Consider the following 19,357-nt stretch of genomic DNA (forward strand, 5'->3'; position numbering starts at 1 on the left):
CTTCCAATTCTCCCGCTTCGCGCCGGCTCAGAACGTCAGCGTCGTCGCCTGCATCACCAGCGGCAGCGCGCGGACCTGCGCCAACACGTCATCGGGCGTCGTCTCGTCGGTGGAGACCAGGCAGATCGCATCCTCGCCTTCCGCCGCGCGGCCCGGCTATCCGTCCGCAGCGCAACAACCGCCTTCGGCGCCATCTCCGTCAGCGCATCAATTTCCGCATACACACCCGTGGCCAAGCACAAAATTTAGGACAGTCCCAGCCAACCCGGGCGCGCGCCCCGCTCTGTATTCGGGCTGGCGCAGACCGCGCGGCGCATTCTGCGCATCTCACCGACACCGGCATTTTCAAATTTCTTCGCGGTCTGCCTTTACTTCAGAATCATCGGCAGGCCCGCCACCATAAGCACGACATGGTCTGCAACCGCTGCCAATTGCTGGTGCAGCCGCCCAGCAGAGTCGCGGAAGCGCCGTGCCATGGCGTTTTCCGGCACAATACCCAGCCCCACCTCATTGGAAACAAGCCAGACCTGGTTTTGCAACCGTTGCACTGCCGCCACCAGCGCGCTGCCCTTCGCCTCCAAATCCATCTCCGCAAACATCAAATTGTTCAACCACAAGGTCAGGCAATCGACGACCGCCACATCGCCGGGCTGCAAACCGGCCAGTGCCCCGCGCAAATCCACCGGCGCCTCCACTGTATACCAAGCAGGCCCCCGCTCGGCGCGATGCCGATCTATCCGCTGGCGCATCTCCTCATCGAAAGCCTGGCCAGTCGCGATCATCACCAGCGGGCCCGCCTGCCTCTCGGCCTGCATCTGAGCAAAATGGCTTTTGCCGGAACGGGCACCTCCCAGGACGAGCGTCAGCGACAAAAATACCTCCCGTTTGACCGTGTCATCTTCTACCCGTTACACTCCAAGAGCGATAGGTTTCTCGAAAGAGGATTAAAACGGGAATTTGGGTGCGATGCCCAGGCTGCCCCCGCAACTGTAAGCGATGAGTTTTGGCGCGACATGCCACTGGGTTCCGGCCTGGGAAGGCGCGCCAAGGCGATAACCCGCGAGCCAGGAGACCTGCCTGTCGTTGTCGTCTTTCGTCCGGCCGGGGTGGCCGCTCAAACGGGTATTTCTCCCGGGTGGCGATTCGTTTGCTGCGCTGGCGCGCGGGCAGGCGGTGTGCCCTATACCAGGGCTCAACCTGCCTCGCCTGCCTGCCGGTTAGGTTGATTATTCACTATGGGAGATCGCGATGCGCTGCCTACGAACGGGTTCCAATCAATGAGTTCACCCGGGTATTTCCGCCATGGTGGCCGCATGAGTGAGGCTGCGCGCTTGTTCCCAAATGCGCCCTTGCCATGGATCGACCTCTCCACGGGTATCAACCCGCATGGCTGGACTGGTCCGCGGGCGGAGTTCTCCGCCCTTCAGCGCCTGCCGGATCCTACCGAGACCACTGCATTGGAAGCCGCCGCGGCGGCGTCTTTTGGCGTCCACCCCACCATGGTGGCCGCGATTCCGGGCGCGGAAGCCGGCCTGCGCCTCCTCCCCCGCCTTACCAGCGCGCCAGATGTTGGCATCCTCTCCCCCACCTACGGCGGCCATGCCGAGGCTTGGCACGCCGCCGGACGTCTAGTCCACACCGCCGTCACGCTGCACGGCCTGCCCGAGACATCGGCCCTCGTCATCGTCAACCCGAATAACCCGGACGGCCGGCAAATCCCGCCAGAAACCCTGGCCGGGCTGGCGAGTGAGCGCCGTCTGCTCATCGTGGACGAATCCTTTGGCGAGGTCACTCCGCAGCTAAGCGTCACGTCTCGGGCGCATGACCGCCTGATCGTCCTGCGCTCTTTTGGTAAATTTTTTGGCCTGGCCGGGGTGCGGCTTGGCTTCATCGTTGCTGGCCCCATGATCATCGCCGGCGTCCGCGCCGCTTTTGGTGACTGGCCCGTCTCCGCGGAAGCGCTCGCCGCCGGCACAGCAGCCTATGCCGATGCCGATTGGGCAGACGCCACCCGCACCCGGCTACAACAGGATTCCGGCCGGCTGGATACGATGCTCATGAAGGCCGGGTTAGAGCTCCTTGGCGGCACCAGCCTGTTCCGCCTTGCCGCCTGCCCCCATGCCGCCAAATGGTTCGAGCATCTCGCGCGCCAAGGTCTGCTCATCCGCCCATTCGGCCAGCAACCGGACTGGCTGCGGTTCGGTCTGCCGGGCAACGAGGCCGCATGGTCGCGCCTGCAAATTGCGCTGGAACAAGGGATCGCATGACCCAGAACACCGAGGATTCCGAAGCCGAACGCAACCGCCGCCATGCCGAGGAGCGCAAAGCGGTAAAAGCCGAGCGCGACGTGATGATGCAAAGCAAAACCCAAACAGGGGGCTTGCTGCTCATTCACACTGGTGCGGGCAAAGGCAAATCCACCGCCGGCTTCGGCATGGCCGCCCGCGCGCTCGGCTGGGGCCAGCGAGTCGGCATTGTGCAATACATCAAAGGCAAATGGATCACCGGCGAGCGCCGGTTCTTCGCCCGCTTTCCAGACCAGGTGCGGCTGGAGATCATGGGCGAAGGTTTCACCTGGGATACGCAGGACCGCGCCCGCGATGTTGCCGCCGCCCAGGCCGCCTGGGAAAAATCGCTGGAAATGATCGCCGATCCGGAACTCGATTTCGTGCTGCTGGACGAATTGAACGTGGCACTGCGTTACGACTATCTCGACCTCGATAAAGTCGTGGCGGCGCTCACGAACCGCCCGCGCGACAAGCACATCTGCATCACCGGCCGGGATGCGAAACCTGAACTGATGGAACTCGCCGAACTGGTGACGGAAATGCGGATGGTCAAACATCCGTTCCAGCAAGGCATCAAAGCCCAGCGCGGAGTTGATTTTTGATTTTTGCACCCACCCTTGCCCCCTGGCGGACACTGGCAGCGCTCATGCTGGAAGCGGCTATCGGCTACCCAGAGGCGTTGCATCAGATCCTGCCGCATCCAATCACCTGGGCCGGGCGCGCCATTCATGCACTCGAACAACGCTGGAACCACCCGGACCAACCCGCCGCGCGCCGCCGTCTGCTCGGCATTGCGGTGCTGTTGTTTGTTGCCGGCGGCGCCGCAGCCATCGGTTTTCTTATCGACCAAGGGGGACGCGACAACATCTGGGCGGCGTTGGCCACCCTCGTGCTCGCCACCACCGGCCTCGCCCAGCGCAGCCTCTACACGCATGTCGCCGCCGTGCGCGCTGCCCTGCAAACGGGCAACCTCCCTGCCGCCCGTCTCGCCACCGGCCGCATTGTGGGGCGCGACACGGCTACGCTCGATATAAACGGCGTCGCGACAGCCGCGCTGGAGAGCCTAGCCGAGAGTTTCTGCGACGGCATCATCGCCCCCGCCTTCTGGTTCTTGCTCCTCGGTCTGGGCGGGCTGTTCGCTTATAAGGCGATCAACACGGCGGATAGCATGATCGGCCATCGTGAGCCCCGTTGGCGCGATTTTGGCTGGGCCGCCGCTCGCACGGACGATTTTGCCAACCTCATCCCTGCCCGCCTCTCCGGCGCGCTGCTAGCGCTCGCGGCCGGCGGCGGTTGGCGCGTGATGCTGCGCGATGCCCGGCTCCACGATTCTCCAAATGCCGGCTGGCCGGAAGCCGCGATGGCGGGAGGGCTGAAAATCCGCTTGGGCGGCCCGGTGACCTATGACGGCGCACCGCACCCCCGTCCTTGGTTTGGCGATGGAGCCTCGCCGGATACCGCCGATCTCACGCGCGGCCTGCGCGTCTATCTGGTCGCTTGTGGTTTATTCTGGATCTTGCTGGCTGCCGGAGGCTTCGTATGGCGGCATTGATGATCCAGGGCTGCGGCTCCGATGTCGGTAAATCTACTTTGGTCGCCGGACTATGCCGCCTATTCACGAATCACGGCCTCACCGTCCGCCCGTTTAAATCTCAGAACATGTCCAACAACGCCGCCGTCACCGCCGATGGCGGCGAGATCGGCCGCGCCCAAGCTCTGCAGGCACTGGCCTGCCGCACGCCTGCCAGCGTGCATATGAACCCCGTGCTGCTAAAACCTCAGAGCGAGACCGGTGCCCAGTTAATCGTGCGCGGGCAGATGGAAGGCAGTTGGAGAGCGGCCGAATACCAGCACCGTAAGGCGCAGTTGCTGGATATTTGCCTGGAGAGTTTTCATAAGCTCGAAGCCGAATGCGATCTGGTCTTGGTGGAAGGTGCCGGCAGTCCGGCCGAAACCAACCTACGGCGCGGCGATATCGCCAACATGGGTTTTGCCCGTGCGGCCAATGTGCCCGTGATTCTCACTGGCGATATCGACCGCGGCCACGTCATCGCCGCCCTCGTCGGCGCGCATACAGTGCTGGAGGATGCCGACCGCGCCATGATCAAGGGCTTCCTGATCAATAAATTCCGTGGCGATCCGGCCTTGTTCGCTGAAGGCCGGGCCGAGATTACACGGAGAACCGGCTGGCCCGATTTTGGCATGGCGCCCTTTCTGCCCGCAGCACGGCGACTGCCAGCGGAAGATGCCGCCGCACTCGACCGGCAGCTCACTGCCAAGGACGGGCGCATCAAAATCGCCGTCCCCCGGCTCTCGCGCATCGCCAATTTCGACGATTTCGACCCGCTGCAGCACGAGCCCTCGGTCAATCTCACCTTCATCCAACCCGGCGCCGCTCTACCCGGTGATGCGAACCTCATTTTACTTCCAGGCAGCAAATCCACGATCGCGGATCTGGCAATGCTGCGCCGGGAGGGCTGGGATATCGACATCGCCGCGCATATCCGCCGGGGCGGGCGCGTACTGGGTCTGTGCGGCGGCTATCAAATGCTGGGGCGGCGCATCGCAGACCCCGATGGCCTTGAAGGCCCTCCTGGAGAGGCCGAGGGCCTCGGCTTGCTCGATGTTGAAACAATCCTCACCGGCGCTAAGATTCTTACAGCCACTACGGGCCATCTGGCCGTGGATCATGCACCATTCGAAGGCTATGAAATCCATATCGGCCGCACCGCTGGGCCGGATACCGCCCGCCCCTTTCTGCACACCAGCGCCGGGCCACAAGGGGCGATCTCCGCCAATGGCCGCATCGCCGGCTGCTATATTCACGGCCTCTTCCAACAGGGTACGGCCCGCGCCGCTATTTTGAACACGCTGGGCACGGCCTCCACCGCCGCCGATCACGGCACGATTGTGGAGGCTGCACTAGATGAAATCGCCAGCCTTCTGGCCCAGCATTTTAACATCCCCGGCCTCGCCGGAATCGCCGGCCTGCCTAAATTCACGCTCCGGAGCCTTGCATGACCGCATTCACCCTCCCCCCCATCGACCGCGCTTTAGAGTCAGCATTGCAGGCGAAACTGGACGGTCTTGCCAAACCGCCCGGCGCGCTGGGGCGCATGGAGGCGCTTGCAATGCAACTCGGCCTTATTCAGCAGCGGCTGGACCCGCAACTGGAGCGCGCCATCCTCTTCGTCTTCGCGGGCGATCACGGGCTGACCCAGGAAGGCGTCTCCAGCTATCCGGCGAGTGTGACCATCGCCATGGTGCAGACCTTCCTCGCCCAACGGGCCAGCGCCAACGCTTTTGCCCGCGCTGCCGATACCGAAATCCGCGTGGTGGATGCCGGTGTCGCGGCCGAACTCACCCCGCATCCGGCCTTGCTGGATGCAAAAATCGCGCTGGGCACGCGCAACGCCGCGCACGAACCCGCGATGACAACCGCGCAATGCGAAGCCGCCATCACGCGCGGCGCCGCCATCGCCCAAGCTGCCGCTGCGGAAGGATTCGATGTCATCGCGCTCGGCGAAATGGGCATCGGCAATACCGCCTCCGCCGCCCTCGTCATGCACCGGCTCGCTCCCGCACCGCTGAGCGACTGCGTTGGCATGGGCACGGGGCACGATGCGGCGGGTCTCGCCCGCAAACTTGCCACGCTGCAACGCGCCGCCGCTCGCAATGCCGCATCCGAACCGCTCGCGGTGCTAACCGAATTCGGCGGGTTTGAAATCGCCATGATGGCTGGTGCCGTTATCGGCGCCGCCCGCGCGAAAACCGCCGTGCTGGTGGATGGGTTCATTGCCAGCGCCGCCGCACTGGCCGCCATCCGCCTCGCGCCTACGGCGCTGCCTTATTGCATCTTCGCCCATTGTTCGGCCGAAGCCGGCCACCGCCGCATGCTGGACTCGCTCGGCGCCTCGCCCTTGCTGGATCTAGGGTTGCGGCTAGGCGAAGGCACTGGCGGACTGCTCTGCGTGCCCATCTTACGCGCCGCCGCACACATCCTCACCGATATCGCCAGCCTGGACGATGTTATGCGCGGAAATCTCTAGCATGCGGCGGCAATTCTCGCTGCTGCTCTGCGCCGTGCAATTCCTGACGCGCCTGCCGGTGCCTGCATTTCCAGGTTTTCAGGCTGACTGGATCAACCGCAGCGCGCGCTACTTCCCGCTCGCCGGCCAACTCAGCGGCCTGCTCTCAGCGGCCGTGCTTCTCCTCGCCGCGCAATTCTGGTCCACCTGGATCGCCGCCGCGCTGGGGCTGCTCACCGCCACGCTGATCACAGGTGCGCTGCATGAGGATGGGCTGGCCGACACCGCCGATGGTTTTGGCGGCGGCCGCGACCCGGCGCATCGTTTGGCCATCATGAAGGACAGCCGCATCGGCACCTATGGCGTACTGGCGCTCAGCTTCTGCACCGTGCTGAAACTTGCCTCCCTGGCCGCTCTTAGCCCGTTTCTGGCTGCCTGCAGCCTGATCGCCGCGCATGGCGTGGCCCGCGCGGCAACTGTCATGGTGATGCATGGGTTGCCTTACGCAGGCGATCCGGCTTCCGCCAAGATCAGCATCGAAAATCTGCCTCCCACGCGCACGGAAATGTGGATTGCCTTGTTGCTCGCCTGCTGGCCATTGTTTTTACTACACTACACCAACATATTGTTGTCACTTGCCCTCTGCGCCATCCTCACTCTGGCGCTGGCGCGCGCCGCGAACCGGCTCATCGGCGGCCAGCGCGGGGACGTGCTCGGCGCGGTGGAACAACTATGTGAAGCCGGTTTTCTGCTGGGATGTGCTGCAAAGTTCGGTGCCATCCATTGAAACTAATCGTCTGCCCACTCTCCCAGCTTGAACAGGCGCTCGCCTCAACCCCCTCCCATGTGCTGAGCTTGATCTCTCCGGGCGCTGAAGCACCCGTTTGCCCCGGCACAGCGAAACATCTCATCCTGCGCTTCAACGATATTAACGGCCCGGCAGAGGGTCTGACACCAGCAATGCCCGCTGATATCGAAACCCTGATCGCTTTCACTCGAGACTGGCAAGGCCTTGCGCCGATGCTGGCGCATTGCTGGGCCGGCATCAGCCGCTCCACCGCCGCCGCCTATATCATCGCCTGCCTGCGCCATCCGCCCGGCCATGAGCCGTTTTTCGCCGAACAGCTCCGCCATGCGGCACCGGAAGCGACCCCTAACCCGAGGATGGTCGCACTCGCCGATACCATCCTTGGCCGCGAGGGGCGCATGATCTCGGCGATCGCCGCCATCGGCCGGGGGCGCGAGGCCGGCCAGGGCGTATCCTTCAGCCTAAAAATCTGACCGTTAGCGCTCGATCAGCACGTCCTCCAGCTTCTGCCGCCGCTCCCAGCCCAACCGCTCCAGCTCCGGGTCGAGATGCGCCTCAACGGGCCGTCCGAGACAAAGATATGCGACCAGCCGCCAGCCCTCCGGCACGCGGAGCGCCACCGCAATGGCCTGCGGGTCCAAAATGGAAACCCAGCCCATGCCAATGCCGCGCGCGCGCGCCGCCAGCCAAAGAGTATGCACGGCCGTGACCACGGAATATTCCGCCGCCTCGGGCATTGTCCTTCGGCCCAGCCCGCGCCCTGTCGTGCACTCGGGATCGCAAAACACAGCAAGCTGCACCGGCGCATCATCCAGCCCGGATAATTTCAGCTTGGCATACAGCGCCGCATCCTCACCGGCATAACCGCCCAGCGCCTCGGCATTGCAGCGTTCAAAATTCTCCCGCGCCGCGCCGCGCGCCGCGGCACTTCGCACCCGCACGAACCGCCAGGGCTGACTCAGCCCCACGGAAGGAGCGAACTGCGCCACCCGCAGCAACTCCAGCACTTCATCCTCGGCGATTTCATCGCGCAGAAACCGCCGGACATCCCGGCGCCAGCGTAAAAGCTCAACCAAAGCAGGGAAGAATTCGGGCGTAGTAAAGCCTGGTTCCATCATATCCCTCAAAAAATCCCGCCACCGGCGGCGATGGCGTGAAAAAACGCGCCGCTCACCTGCCCGCGCACGCCGCCGGAGGCGCCGAGCACTTGGCCCGTGCCGTCGCGTAATTGCGCCAACGGCGCATCCGTTCCCGGCGCCACCATGGCGGCATAGTGAAACTCATGCCCCCTCACGCGCGTACCTTCTGGCCCCAGCGCAGAATCCGCCAGCGTCTCCGCCTGCCGGTAGCCTAGATTCATCCGCCGCGTGGCAAAGCTCGTCTCATGGCTGAGCAAGCCTGCCATCGCGTGCCACACCCCATCAGCGCTCTGCAAACTCGTACCCAGCGCCATATATCCCCCGCATTCGCCATGCACCGGCCGGGTCTGCGCAAATGCGGCCAACCCGGCTTTGAATTTTTGCGCCGCAGCCAACTGCCCTGCATGCAGTTCAGGATATCCCCCGGGTAACCAGCAACTATCGCAATCTTCTGGGGGTGTTTCATCGGCCAGCGGCGAAAAAAATACGATTTCGCTGCCCGCTCGCCGCCACCCCTCCAGCACATGCGCATACATAAAACTGAACGCCACATCCCGTGCCATAGCCACACGTTGTCCGGGCGGCCGCAGCAGCGCATCGCCCGCGCCACCTGATGGCAAAGGCGTGGCCAAGGCAAATATCCCCGGCACGTCCAGTGCGTTTTCCGCCAGATCCGCGAGCCGCTCCAGATGCGCTGGCAAATCCGGATGCTCCAATGCCTGCACCAGCCCCAGATGCCGCTCCGGCAGCACGATCGCCACATCACGCGGGATGGCGCCCAAAATGGGAATCCCGACGCGCAACATGGCATCCGCCACTCCTTGCCGGTGACGCTCGCTTGCCACGCGGTTCAGCACCACCCCAGCGATGTGCACCCCCGGCGCATGACCCGCAAACCCCCGCGCGACCGCCGCCGCACTTTGCGAATGACCCGAAACGTCGAGGATGAGTACCACCGGCAACCCCAAACCCGCCGCCAAATCCGCACCCGCACCACTGCGCCCCTCCGGCCCGGCCACGCCATCGAACAACCCCATCGAGGATTCGATGACCAGACATTCGACTGATTCCACCGCATATCCCGCCACTGTGGATAGCTGCGCCCGGTCCATCGCCCAGCTATCCAGATTAAAGCTGGGCATGCCCGTCGCCGCCGCATGAAATGCCGGGTCGATATAATCCGGCCCTGATTTCGCGGCCCGCACGCGAAGCCCGCGCCGCCGCGCCGCCGCCAATAGTGACAAAGTCAGCGTGGTCTTGCCGCTGCCCGAGCGCGGCGCGCCGATGATAAATCCGCGCGTAGTCACCGCCTGCCTCCGTGGCGGTGACAGCTGGCGCCGCCTTGCGTATACCAGCCCATATGAAGCCCGAACCCTTGCTGCGCCGCGGCTGGACCACCGGCGCATGCGCGACGGCGGCGGCCAAAGCGGCCTATGCGGCGCTCCTCACCGGCCACTTCCCCGACCCTGTCGAGATCACGCTGCCCGGCGGCCAGAATACGGCTTTCACGCTGGCAGAATCGGCCTTGTCGGAAACCGCCGCTATGGCTTCGGTTGTGAAAGATGCCGGCGATGACCCGGATGTTACCCATGGCGCGCTGCTGCGCGTCACGCTGCGCATCGGCCCTCCGGGGAGCGGTGTGAGCTTCCACGCCGGCGAGGGTGTCGGCACCGTCACCCGCCCAGGCCTGGCGATCCCGCCTGGCGAGCCGGCCATCAACCCTGTCCCGCGCCAGATGATCCGCACCGCCATCGCTGAACTGGCCGCCCAGCACTGCGCCCCCGGCGATGCCATTGTGGAAATCTCCATCCCCGGCGGCGAGGCTCTGGCCACACGCACGCTGAATGGCCGCCTCGGCATTACCGGCGGTCTCTCCATCCTCGGCACCACGGGCATCGTGATCCCCTTTTCCTGCTCGGCCTGGATACATTCCATCCATCGCGGCATCGACGTCGCCCGCGCCGGCGGTATCACCCATGTTGCGGGCAGCACCGGCAATGTTTCCGAAACAGCCGTCCGTGCTTTGCATCACCTGCCCGAAGCGGCACTGCTCGAAATGGGGGATTTCGTTGGCGGTATGCTGAAATATCTCAAATCCCACCCAGTCCCGCGCGTGACCATCGCTGGCGGCGTCGCGAAAATGACCAAGCTGGCGCAAGGCCGGCTTGATTTGCACTCCAAGCGTGGCGAGGTGGATTTTCCTGGCCTCGCCGCGGCTGCCCAAACGGCGGGTTGCGCTCCGGAAATCATTGAACCCATCCGCCACGCCAATACGGCCGCGCAGGTCTTTGAGCTGGCCTCCGCGCACGGTACTGCACTGGGCGATGCCATCGCCGCGCAAGCCTGGAGAGTCGCCGCCGCAGTGCTGGAAGACAGCCCAACCGAACTTGAAATCCTGCTGTTCGATCGCACCGGCACTTTGCAGGGCCGCGCCGGTTTCGCACCTGTTCATATGCGAAAGCGCCTCGTGTAATCAGGATCGTACAGGGCGCTTTCACGGAAATCCTCTGGCAAAAGTGCCCGGCCCACCAAAATCAACGCCGTGCGTTCAATCCCAGACCCAGCGGTCTTCTCGCAGATATTGCCCAGCGTTCCTTGTACAATTTGCTCATCCGGCCAGCTCACCCGCACCATCACCGCCACGGGACAATCCACCCCATAAAACGGCACCAATGCAGCCACGATCTCCGCCAGCCGATGGATTGCCAGATGGATCGCCAGCGTCGCCCCGGTTGCCGCGAACGCCGCCAGCGTCTCGCGGGGCGGCATGGCGGAGGCACGGCCGGAAAGCCGGGTCAGCACCACACTTTGTGCCACCTCAGGTACTGTTAGTTCCCGCCCGAGCCTGGCGGCGGCCGCGGCAAATGCCGGCACGCCAGGTGTTAGCGTATAGGCGATGCCCAGGCGCTGCAATCGGCGCACCTGCTCGGCCACCGCGCTATAGATCGACAAATCCCCCGAATGCAGCCGCGCCACATCCTGCCCCTCTGCCTCGGCCCGGACATATTCCGCCTCGATCTGGTCGAGATCCAACGACGCCGTATCGACCAACCTGGCGCCGGGCGGGCAATGCGCCAGCAATTCCAGCGGAACGATAGAACCAGCAAACAGGCAGACCTTGCAGCTTTGCAGCAAATCCCGGCCGCGCAGGGTGATGAGATCCACCGCCCCGGGGCCAGCGCCAATGAAATGCACGGTCACGGCGAATTCCCCGCCAGCGCGCAGGTGGCACGGCCTTGGGCCAAACGCGCCACCAGTAAACGGCTTTTGGCACCTGCCGCCGCCAGTGCACAGGCTTCCGCGACGCTCGCCAATCCCACCGCTGCCCCGGCCAGATCGGAATGCGTCGCGCAATGCGGCTGCGCCGCCTCCAGCGCCACGCGGCCGAGCAAGATCAACGGTAATCTCAAAGCCGCCGCGGCCGCGCGCAACGGCGCGCAATCCTTGAAATCCGGCGCCGCCAGAACCTCAGCATTTTGTCCAGCCCGCCGTTCCGTTAATCGTACCAACGCCTCGATCTCCTCAGCCAAAGCCCCGCTCGAAAACCCCACCCCGGCGGCGATCATGGTTTCACCGCCGCCCATTGCGTCACCGTCATCCCCGGTCTGAACCCGTGCAGCGAGCCGATATTGTCCAGCCGCTCAACCGAGAGACGTGTCAGCATCCCGCCAAATTTCTCGCGCGCGGCGAACAGCGCCGCCTCCGTCTCGATCACCACGCCATTCGCCACCATCCGTCCACCCGGCCGCAGCGCTTGCCAAGCTGCCTCGATCACCCCCGGCAGATGCGCGCCGCCGCCCAAAAACACCGCATCCGGCACCGGCAAGCCCGCCAGCGCACCAGGTGCCCGGCCTTGCACCACCCGCAACCCCGGCACACCGAAGGTGAGCGCGTTGCGCGCGATCCGCGCCGCCCGCACGGGGTTGGATTCCACTCCGTAAGCGATATTCTCCGGATGCCGCAGCATCCATTCCACCGCCACGGAACCGGCGCCGCAGCCTACATCCCACAACACCTCCCCTGCACAGGGCGCCAGCGCTGACAGCGTCACCGCGCGAATCTCCCGCTTGGTGATCTGGCCATCGTGCTCGAACATCTCATCAGGCAGCCCAGTGCTGAGCGGAATCACCTGCGCGCCAGCACGCGCCACCACCTCGATCGCCAGCACGTTCAATGGATCGCAATCGGCAAGCTCGAAGCCTTCCGCCATGGCCTGTCGTATCCGCTCGCGTGGCCCGCCCAGCGCTTCCATCACATGCAGGCGGGAGGCGCCAAAACCCCGCTCGCATAAAAACCGGGCGACGCTAGCCGGTGTGCTGGCATCGGCCGAAAGCGCGATGATATTGCGGCCTGGTTGCAGCAAAGGGGCGAGCGGCGCCAATGGCCGGCCGCAAAAGGAGATGCTGGCGGTGCGCCGCATTGGCCAGCCAAGGCGCGATAATGCCAAAGAAAATGCCGACGATACGGGGATCGACAAAAACTCATCCGCCGGCACCACTGCCGCGAGCATGCTCCCGACCCCGTCGCAAAACGGATCGCCCGAGGCCAGCACCACCACGGCAAGCGGGCGGCGTGCCAAAATTGCCGCCACCCCGCCTGCCATCGGGCTCGGCCAAACCATCCGCTCTCCACGGATTAACGATTCTGCCAGCGCCAAATGCCGTGTCCCGCCGACAACCAGAGATGCCTGCCCCAGCAACAACCGCGCCGCCGGACTCAACCCGGCCACGCCCTCTTCCCCGATGCCCAAAATAGTTAACCACCGCAAAGCTGGCGGCGCGCCCGCCACCCCGGTATTGCTGAAGGATGCCACAGCTAAAACTCCTCATTCTGGGCGGTACCGGAGAAGCCTCCGCACTCGCGGCACTGCTGGCGGGCAACCCCGATTTCAGCCCCACCCTCTCGCTTGCCGGCCGGACAGCCGCCCCGCGCCTGCCGGAAATCCCCTGGCGCCGTGGCGGCTTTGGCGGCATTCCCGGGCTCACGCACTACCTGCTGACTCACGGCATCCAGGCGCTCATCGTCGCCACCCATCCCTTCGCGGTGCAAATGCGCGCCAATGCCGCCGCCGCCGCGCGGGCAACGAAGATCCCCGTCCTGATGATCGAGCGACCGGCCTGGCAGGCTGAAACCGGCGATCATTGGGTGCCAGTGCCCGGCATGGCCGAGGCCGCCGCCGCACTGGGCAGAACCCAACGCCGGGTGCTGCTGACCATCGGCCGCAAAGACCTCGCCCCGTTCGTAGCCGCCGCTTGGCACGATTACACCATCCGCAGCGTGGATGCCCCGCCGTCCGACGCTTTGCCACCGCGCGCGAACATCATCACGGCGCGTGGCCCGTTCACAGAAGCTGCTGACCGGCAAATGCTCATCGAGCACCGTATTGAAATCATCGTCACCAAAAATTCCGGCGGCAAGGCCACAAGCTCCAAACTGCTCGCCGCCCGGGCGCTCAAGCTGCCCATCATCATGGTCGCACGGCCAGCCTGGCCGGACATCACCGGGCTCAACGCGGCAACCACCGAAGATGCGCCGGGCGCGCTCGCCTGGCTGGAGGCCATCCGTCACGCCGCGTCTCCGGCAAAGCGCGGCGTATAAACCCAAGGGGAGCGCCCCGGCCGTTCGATGCGCCTCGTTGCCGCCGTGCCGATCATGACCAGCGTGCGCATATCCGCCCGCAACGAATCCGCCGCCGCCAGCGTCACGATCTCAATCTGCTCATCCACCCGGCTGACGGCAGTGGCGAACACCACCGGCGTCTCCGGCGGCAGCACCTCCCGCAACAGCTCGAATGCCGCGTTCAACTGCCAGGGCCGGGCGCGCGAATGCGGGTTGTAGAGCGCCATCGCAAATCCGGCCTCAGCCGCCGCACGCAGCCGCCGCAGCACCAACGCCCAGGGCTTCAGATTATCCGAAAGCGAAATCGCGCAGAAATCATGTCCCAGAAACGCGCCCACTTGTGCCGCCGCCGCGAACATCGCCGAGACTCCGGCCACCACCTCAACCTCCAGCTCTCGCCAAGCGGGCTCGCCCTTATCGATCGCTTCAAACACCGCGCTCGCCATGCCGAACACCCCCGCATCGCCGGCGGAAAGCACCGCCACCACACGCCCCGCCGCCGCCATTTCCAACGCATGGCGCGCGCGGTCCAGCTCCTCGCGATTATCTGAAACATGCCGGATCTGCCCTGGTTTTTGCGGTGCGCGATCAACATAAGGCCCATAACCGACCAAATCACTCGCCAATGCCAGCGCGACAGCAGCCTGCGGTGTCAGCATGGCCGCATCCCCCGGTCCCAGGCCGATGATGAATAATTTACCGATCATCGCGCGTACCGCCTCCCGGGCACCAGCACCATCGAGAAATAGGGGGCTGGCCCATCCTCGCGCTCGGCGAGTTTTACAATGTGTTCTCCCGCCATCGTTCCTCTCTCGACATAAACAGCCCGCTCGAACAACCCCGCCGCGCGCAATACACGGCAGATTTTTGGCAAATTACGGCCGACTTTTATTAACACCGCGGCATCGCAAAGTTTTAGGCACGCTAAAAGACTTTCCTCATCGAGCGTACCCGGCAACACGCTCAACACATCATCGCCATGCGTCATCGGCAAATTGGCTCGGCTCCAGCATCCGCTCATGCCGGGCACCCCCGGTACAATCTCGGCGTGGCATTCAGTCCTCAAACGATCAAAAAGATACATGGCGGAACCGTAAAGAAACGGATCGCCCTCGCATAGCAACGTAACGTCCCGTCCAGTCTGCAGCGGTGCGCGCAGCCGCTCCGCGCAAACCTCGTAGAATTCGTTCATCCCGGTGAGGTAACGCGGGTCTTCCACTGCAACCTCGGTGGTGAACGGGTATTCCAGACGCAACTCCTCCACGTCATGGCGCATCTGCCCATCAACCATACTCCGCGCATGGCCCTTGCGCCCTTGTTTGGCGAAAAAGGCCACCACCGGGGCAGCGGCAATCATCCGCGCCGCCTTCACCGTCATTAAATCCGGATCGCCCGGGCCAAGACCCAGAACAAATAGCCGCCCCTGCAACATCACTCCGCCTCGCTGGCCAGCGCATTCACCGCTGCCGCCGCCATGGCGCTGCCGCCGCGCCGCCCTTGTACAATCACGAACGGCACGCGCCCATCGGCAGCAAGTGCGGCCTTGGATTCTGCCGCCCCCACAAACCCCACGGGGATTCCAATAATCGCCGCCGGTAGTGGGGCGCCGGCATCCAGCAATTCCAGTAAATGGAACAAGGCCGTCGGCGCATTGCCGATGGCAACCACCGCGCCCGCCATGCGCTCACCCCATAAATCCAATGCCGCCGCCGAGCGCGTATTACCGATGCTCGCCGCGAGCCCAGGGGTTTCCGGCGAGCGCAAGGTGCAGATCACCGTATTGCCCGCCGGTAGCCGGGTCCGGGTAATGCCATGCGCCACCATTTCAGAATCGCACAACACCGGCCTACCCGCTAACAAAGCCGCCCGGGCCGCGCTCACGAATCCACCACCAAACCGCACATCACCGGGCAAATCGGTCATGCCGCAGGCATGAATCATCCGCACCACCACGCGGGCTTCCTCCGCCGTGAAAGCAGCCAGATCGGCCTCCCGCCTAATGGTGGCAAAAGATTCCGCGTAGATCGCCGCGCCATCACGGATATAGTCTCTCGGTTTGCTCATCGGCACAGGCGTTTCTCTCTCATCCATTCCACGGCTTCATCTAAAGACAGACCGTGCGCAACCGGCGTATCGCGGGCCCGCCCATTTCGCACAACATCATAATTTTGCATCCCCGCGACCAACGTGACTGCCGCACCACCCGGCGCTGCGCAACCTTTTGCACAGCCGGAGACATGCAGAACCCCTGGCCCTGCCCAATGCGCCGCAAGCCCCGCCGCGACGGCGCGCGCATCGGAGAAAGCCTGCGGGCAAGCTGGCAGCCCGGCACAGGCGGCAATCCGCAGCCGTATATCGCCGGGCTCAGTGATGTACCCAAGCGCCCGCGCCGCTGCCGCGATGCCGCTCACACCATCGCCGGTTCCCACCACCACGAGGCTGCGCGCCCGCGCCGTCCGTAAGCACCCGTTGCCGAACCGTTCCGCAAGCCCGGCCGCGCCGCGCAGCATCACCGCATCCTGGACGCCAAAGGCCAAGCCCAACCCGAATGCGCCGGGCATTGGGCCAACCTGCGGCGGCGCATCGCTTGGCTGTAAAACCACCATGCTTAACCCGGCCTCGGCAAACAGCACCGCCGCGCCGCGGGCCGCCACCAGGGCCGCCATGCGCGCCATACCTGCGTCCGCCAATCCCAAGAAAGCATGGGTCAGCGCCCTCACCGCCGCCACGGGATCGGGTGTTGCCGCCGCATATCCCCCGGGTAGCGCCACCATCATCTGCTCCTGAACCTGCAGCACGCTGATATCAGCCGCGGCCTCGTCCACCGCAAAGCCAAACTTCCCCGGCAAGGCATGCAGCCCGTCATCGCTTTCAAGCCATACCTCAAGCTGCCGAGCCACTGTCATCGCCGCCGGACCGGCGAAAGGCGACACCAGAATATTACGCCGCCGTTCCACAGCCGGATCGGTGCTGGCCAACCCTGCCGACAGCACCGCGCCGGAAAATGCCGCCAATGTCTTGTCCGACAATCCGCGCAGCTGAAAGTTTCCCCGGTTGGTTAACTCAATCTGCCCAGAGCCATAAGCTGCCGCCGCATCCGCCAACTCACGCAACTGCGCCGCTTTTACCCCCTCCACTCGCGGTTTTACCCGGACCAGAAGACCATCACCGGCCGCCATCGGCTCAAACAGGCTGGGGCACCAGCCACGCGTTATCGCCGCACTCATAGCGCTGCCAGGCGCTCAGCCACGCTGTTGCGCCGGCTGCGCCATAAATCCCGTCGCGCAGCACTGCGAAACCGCTCCAGCATGGTCGCGTGCGCCGCCGGATTGGCCTGGCGTAGAAACGCATCCACGGCCGCATTCGCCAATGTCGCCTCGAAAATCAGATCGAATTGCGCATCGAACCGCGCCGGTACGCTCGCCGCAAAAGCGCACAGCCCCTCGAGTGCGCGGCTGATCTCGCCCGCACCGCGATAATCATGGCGCATCATGCCCGCGATCCAATCCGGATTGGCCGCCCGGCCCCGCACGGCACGGACGATCTCTTCATGCAGTGCCCGCACGCGTGGCGCATCCGGCCGGGCGTTATCAACATGGTAGAGAGCGGGCGTGGCCCCCAATGCATTCGCCGCCGCCGCGAACCCCCCCTCAAAGGCCGCGAAATCCAACCCGTCCAGCAGATCGATCTCGGCATGATCTTGCTGATGCACAAACGCATCCGCCCCGGCCACCCGGGCGGCAAAACCCGGGGCGTCAGCCGCACCTTCCAGCCCCTGCCCGTAAGCAAAGGCGGAAGCCGCGAGATAAGCCTCGCCCAACGCCGCGCGATCCACAAAAATTCCGGCATTCACCGGCCCCGCCCCGCCTGCACCATAAGCCCCAGGCGCGGCGCCAAAAATCCGCGTCGTGGCACGGCGGAAATCCTCACCTTGCAACCCCCGCGCCGCCTGCGCCAACCGGTTCCACGCCGCCGGCTCATCGCGCACGGCAATGCTCTGCACCGCCATGTCGAACATCAGCATCTGCGTCTCGAAAGCATCGCGGAACAGACCTGAAATCCGTAACGTCACATCTACCCGCGGCCGGTCCAGCACCGCCAACGGCAAAATTTCTACCCCGCTGATCCGGTTGGAGCCTTCATCCCATAACGGTTCCGCGCCCATGAGCACAAAGGCAAGCGCCAGATCCTCACCGCCCGTGCGCAATGCGGCACTCCCCCAGAGGTCGATCACCAGGCTGCGCGGCCAATCGCCGTGCTCCTGCAAGTGGCGGCGCAGGATCGCCTCAGCGGATTTGCGGGCAAGCGCCATGGCGCCGCGCGTCGGTGTCGCGCGCGGGTCCAGGCTGAACAGATTGCGCCCCGTCGGCAGCACATCCGCCCGTCCCCGGCTCGGTGCGCCCGCCGGCCCCGGAGCCACGAACCGTCCACTCAACGCGGCCAGCAACCCCGCCGCCTCACTGGCTGCCGAGACATCAAAGGCAGAAGCCAGTTTCGTTGGGTCCACGCCGGGCGATGCGGCCGTGATCGCGGCCAGTAGGGCTGCTCGCCGTTCCGGCGCGGGGGATTGGCCAAAAACATGCAGCCCATCGCGGATCTGCATCTCCTTCACGTCGCATAAATACGCATCCAGCCGTGCCAGCGCATCATCCGCCGGCATGCCCCGCGCGCAGCCGCTTTCTTCCAGCAAGCCCGCGGCCTCGGCACGGCTCAGTATTTCACCGCGCAACATCTCTGTCCGCCGCCGGTCCAGCCCATCCGCCGCCGCATAATCGTCGATCAGCCTCTCCAGCGCCGCCGCCTCACCATGCACACCGGCAGATTTCAGCGGCGGGGTCAGATGCCCCAGCACCACCGCGCCCAGCCGCCGCCGCGCCACCGCAGCCTCGCCGGGATTGTTCACGATGAACGGATAAATCACCGGCAGGCCCCGGCACAGCGCCACCGGAAAACAATGTTCCGGGTCCGGTGCCAGCGCCTTGCCCGGCAGCCATTCCAGCGTGCCATGCGCGCCCAGATGCACCAGGGCATGAATATTTTCCGCTTGGCGCAACCAGAGATAAAACGCGACATAGCCGTGACGCGGTGGCAGGTCCGGGTCGTGATAGCTCAACTTGCGGTCCTGCACCGCCCCCCGGTCCGGCTGCACTGAAACGATGAACTTGCCCGCCCGCAGATGCGGCTGTACGAACCAGCCATCCCGCACATTCGGGTCCTCATCCGGCTCACCCCAGGCCGCCCGAACGCGTGTTTGTATGGCGGGCGGGAGTTCGGCAAACAGTGTTTTATACGCCGGCAGGGCAAGAAACGGGACCGGCGCGATGTCACGCAAGCCAGCGGCAATGCCGCCCGCAGGCACATCGTACCCATTTGCGCTGAATAATCCCGCCATCGCGTCCAGGCTGGCCAAACCATCCAGCCCGACCGCATGGCAAATCTGCCCCTGCGACCCCGCCACACCCGGATAACACGAGA

General features: G+C 64.8%; 21 protein-coding genes and 1 riboswitch. Of the genes, 10 read left to right on the forward strand and 11 right to left on the reverse strand.

Annotated features, from left to right (window positions below; genetic code table 11):
- Positions 1–249: hypothetical protein (locus tag HKL97_RS10515; RefSeq protein WP_291425107.1), on the forward strand; the 249-nt coding region annotated here is incomplete at its 5' end.
- Between the two features lie 119 nt (positions 250–368).
- Here the strand turns inward: HKL97_RS10515 and cobU are convergent.
- Positions 369–872, reverse strand: coding sequence for a bifunctional adenosylcobinamide kinase/adenosylcobinamide-phosphate guanylyltransferase (gene cobU, locus HKL97_RS10520; RefSeq protein WP_291425108.1), 504 nt, complete (start codon positions 870–872; stop codon positions 369–371).
- 37 nt (positions 873–909) lie between these two features.
- Positions 910–1,096: riboswitch (cobalamin riboswitch) on the forward strand.
- Between the two features lie 217 nt (positions 1,097–1,313).
- Between cobU and cobD the strand changes: the two genes are divergently transcribed.
- From cobD to HKL97_RS10555, 7 genes are read left to right on the forward strand one after another with little or no spacing between them, the layout of a single operon-like run.
- The gene (gene cobD / locus HKL97_RS10525; RefSeq protein WP_291425109.1) at positions 1,314–2,267 is read left to right on the forward strand and encodes a threonine-phosphate decarboxylase CobD; all 954 of its coding nucleotides are present in this window, start codon (positions 1,314–1,316) and stop codon (positions 2,265–2,267) included.
- Positions 2,264–2,890, forward strand: coding sequence for a cob(I)yrinic acid a,c-diamide adenosyltransferase (cobO, locus tag HKL97_RS10530; RefSeq protein ID WP_291425110.1), 627 nt, complete (start codon positions 2,264–2,266; stop codon positions 2,888–2,890). Before cobD ends, cobO begins: the two co-directional genes overlap by 4 nt.
- A 44-nt stretch (positions 2,891–2,934) precedes the next feature.
- Positions 2,935–3,840, forward strand: coding sequence for an adenosylcobinamide-phosphate synthase CbiB (gene cbiB / locus HKL97_RS10535; protein ID WP_291425111.1), 906 nt, complete (start codon positions 2,935–2,937; stop codon positions 3,838–3,840).
- Entirely contained in the window at positions 3,828–5,309 is a 1,482-nt protein-coding gene (locus HKL97_RS10540; RefSeq protein WP_291425112.1) for a cobyric acid synthase, read from the forward strand. Before cbiB ends, HKL97_RS10540 begins: the two co-directional genes overlap by 13 nt.
- Positions 5,306–6,337 carry a nicotinate-nucleotide--dimethylbenzimidazole phosphoribosyltransferase gene (gene cobT, locus HKL97_RS10545; RefSeq protein ID WP_291425113.1) on the forward strand — a complete coding sequence of 344 codons (1,032 nt, stop codon included), beginning with the start codon at positions 5,306–5,308 and terminating at the stop codon, positions 6,335–6,337. The genes HKL97_RS10540 and cobT overlap by 4 nt, the downstream gene beginning before the upstream one ends.
- A gap of 1 nt (position 6,338) precedes the next feature.
- On the forward strand, positions 6,339–7,103 hold the full coding sequence (gene cobS / locus HKL97_RS10550; RefSeq protein WP_291425114.1) for an adenosylcobinamide-GDP ribazoletransferase: 765 nt from the start codon (positions 6,339–6,341) through the stop codon (positions 7,101–7,103).
- Positions 7,100–7,597 carry a tyrosine phosphatase family protein gene (locus tag HKL97_RS10555; protein ID WP_291425115.1) on the forward strand — a complete coding sequence of 166 codons (498 nt, stop codon included), beginning with the start codon at positions 7,100–7,102 and terminating at the stop codon, positions 7,595–7,597. The genes cobS and HKL97_RS10555 overlap by 4 nt, the downstream gene beginning before the upstream one ends.
- Before the next feature lie 3 nt (positions 7,598–7,600).
- On the opposite strand, the gene bluB is transcribed toward HKL97_RS10555, so the two are convergent.
- Both bluB and HKL97_RS10565 read right to left on the reverse strand, forming a co-directional pair.
- On the reverse strand, positions 7,601–8,242 hold the full coding sequence (gene bluB, locus HKL97_RS10560; protein WP_291425126.1) for a 5,6-dimethylbenzimidazole synthase: 642 nt from the start codon (positions 8,240–8,242) through the stop codon (positions 7,601–7,603).
- Between the two features lie 5 nt (positions 8,243–8,247).
- A complete protein-coding gene (locus HKL97_RS10565) occupies positions 8,248–9,570 on the reverse strand; it encodes a cobyrinate a,c-diamide synthase (RefSeq protein ID WP_291425116.1) in 1,323 nt (440 codons plus the stop codon).
- Between the two features lie 53 nt (positions 9,571–9,623).
- On the opposite strand from HKL97_RS10565, the gene HKL97_RS10570 reads away from it, so the two are divergent.
- The gene (locus HKL97_RS10570) at positions 9,624–10,736 is read left to right on the forward strand and encodes a cobalt-precorrin-5B (C(1))-methyltransferase (RefSeq protein WP_291425127.1); all 1,113 of its coding nucleotides are present in this window, start codon (positions 9,624–9,626) and stop codon (positions 10,734–10,736) included.
- Here HKL97_RS10570 and cobM read toward each other — a convergent pair.
- Genes cobM through cbiE form a run of 3 tightly spaced genes read right to left on the reverse strand, consistent with a single transcriptional unit; the run spans position 10,712 to position 13,013 of the window.
- Positions 10,712–11,464, reverse strand: a complete 753-nt coding sequence (gene cobM, locus HKL97_RS10575) for a precorrin-4 C(11)-methyltransferase (RefSeq protein ID WP_291425117.1) — start codon at positions 11,462–11,464, stop codon at positions 10,712–10,714. The two genes, HKL97_RS10570 and cobM, sit on opposite strands and share 25 nt — an antisense overlap.
- Complete coding sequence (locus HKL97_RS10580; protein ID WP_291425118.1) at positions 11,461–11,847, reverse strand: cobalamin biosynthesis protein; 387 nt, start codon at positions 11,845–11,847, stop codon at positions 11,461–11,463. The genes cobM and HKL97_RS10580 overlap by 4 nt, the downstream gene beginning before the upstream one ends.
- On the reverse strand, positions 11,826–13,013 hold the full coding sequence (gene cbiE, locus HKL97_RS10585) for a precorrin-6y C5,15-methyltransferase (decarboxylating) subunit CbiE (protein WP_291425119.1): 1,188 nt from the start codon (positions 13,011–13,013) through the stop codon (positions 11,826–11,828). Before cbiE ends, HKL97_RS10580 begins: the two co-directional genes overlap by 22 nt.
- Before the next feature lie 56 nt (positions 13,014–13,069).
- Here cbiE and HKL97_RS10590 point away from each other — a divergent pair, with 56 nt between their 5' ends.
- Complete coding sequence (locus tag HKL97_RS10590) at positions 13,070–13,861, forward strand: cobalt-precorrin-6A reductase (RefSeq protein ID WP_291425120.1); 792 nt, start codon at positions 13,070–13,072, stop codon at positions 13,859–13,861.
- On the opposite strand, the gene cobJ is transcribed toward HKL97_RS10590, so the two are convergent.
- From cobJ to HKL97_RS10615, 5 genes are all read right to left on the reverse strand, one after another.
- A complete protein-coding gene (cobJ, locus tag HKL97_RS10595; RefSeq protein WP_291425121.1) occupies positions 13,828–14,589 on the reverse strand; it encodes a precorrin-3B C(17)-methyltransferase in 762 nt (253 codons plus the stop codon). The two genes, HKL97_RS10590 and cobJ, sit on opposite strands and share 34 nt — an antisense overlap.
- Positions 14,586–15,314: a precorrin-2 C(20)-methyltransferase gene (locus HKL97_RS10600; RefSeq protein ID WP_291425122.1), complete on the reverse strand. Its 729-nt coding sequence runs from the start codon at positions 15,312–15,314 to the stop codon at positions 14,586–14,588. Before HKL97_RS10600 ends, cobJ begins: the two co-directional genes overlap by 4 nt.
- On the reverse strand, positions 15,314–15,946 hold the full coding sequence (locus HKL97_RS10605) for a precorrin-8X methylmutase (protein WP_291425123.1): 633 nt from the start codon (positions 15,944–15,946) through the stop codon (positions 15,314–15,316). Before HKL97_RS10605 ends, HKL97_RS10600 begins: the two co-directional genes overlap by 1 nt.
- A complete protein-coding gene (locus HKL97_RS10610) occupies positions 15,943–17,109 on the reverse strand; it encodes a precorrin-3B synthase (RefSeq protein ID WP_291425124.1) in 1,167 nt (388 codons plus the stop codon). The genes HKL97_RS10605 and HKL97_RS10610 overlap by 4 nt, the downstream gene beginning before the upstream one ends.
- On the reverse strand, positions 17,106–19,357 hold a 2,252-nt coding region (locus tag HKL97_RS10615; RefSeq protein WP_291425125.1), incomplete at its 5' end, for a cobaltochelatase subunit CobN. The genes HKL97_RS10615 and HKL97_RS10610, both read right to left, overlap by 4 nt.

The sequence above is a fragment of the Acidocella sp. genome (assembly GCF_013044125.1).
Lineage (GTDB): Bacteria > Pseudomonadota > Alphaproteobacteria > Acetobacterales > Acetobacteraceae > Acidocella.

Coding starts and splice junctions, on each gene's coding strand:
- HKL97_RS10540 (WP_291425112.1), top strand. CDS start 3,828: ATGGCGGCATTGATGATCCAGGGCTGCGGCTCCGATGTCGGTAAATCT.
- cobO (WP_291425110.1), top strand. CDS start 2,264: ATGACCCAGAACACCGAGGATTCCGAAGCCGAACGCAACCGCCGCCAT.
- cobS (WP_291425114.1), top strand. CDS start 6,339: ATGCGGCGGCAATTCTCGCTGCTGCTCTGCGCCGTGCAATTCCTGACG.
- HKL97_RS10570 (WP_291425127.1), top strand. CDS start 9,624: ATGAAGCCCGAACCCTTGCTGCGCCGCGGCTGGACCACCGGCGCATGC.
- cobT (WP_291425113.1), top strand. CDS start 5,306: ATGACCGCATTCACCCTCCCCCCCATCGACCGCGCTTTAGAGTCAGCA.
- HKL97_RS10610 (WP_291425124.1), bottom strand. CDS start 17,109: ATGAGTGCGGCGATAACGCGTGGCTGGTGCCCCAGCCTGTTTGAGCCG.
- bluB (WP_291425126.1), bottom strand. CDS start 8,242: ATGATGGAACCAGGCTTTACTACGCCCGAATTCTTCCCTGCTTTGGTT.
- HKL97_RS10600 (WP_291425122.1), bottom strand. CDS start 15,314: ATGTTGCAGGGGCGGCTATTTGTTCTGGGTCTTGGCCCGGGCGATCCG.
- cobD (WP_291425109.1), top strand. CDS start 1,314: ATGAGTGAGGCTGCGCGCTTGTTCCCAAATGCGCCCTTGCCATGGATC.
- cbiB (WP_291425111.1), top strand. CDS start 2,935: ATGCTGGAAGCGGCTATCGGCTACCCAGAGGCGTTGCATCAGATCCTG.
- HKL97_RS10590 (WP_291425120.1), top strand. CDS start 13,070: ATGCCACAGCTAAAACTCCTCATTCTGGGCGGTACCGGAGAAGCCTCC.
- cobJ (WP_291425121.1), bottom strand. CDS start 14,589: ATGATCGGTAAATTATTCATCATCGGCCTGGGACCGGGGGATGCGGCC.
- HKL97_RS10605 (WP_291425123.1), bottom strand. CDS start 15,946: ATGAGCAAACCGAGAGACTATATCCGTGATGGCGCGGCGATCTACGCG.
- HKL97_RS10580 (WP_291425118.1), bottom strand. CDS start 11,847: ATGGGCGGCGGTGAAACCATGATCGCCGCCGGGGTGGGGTTTTCGAGC.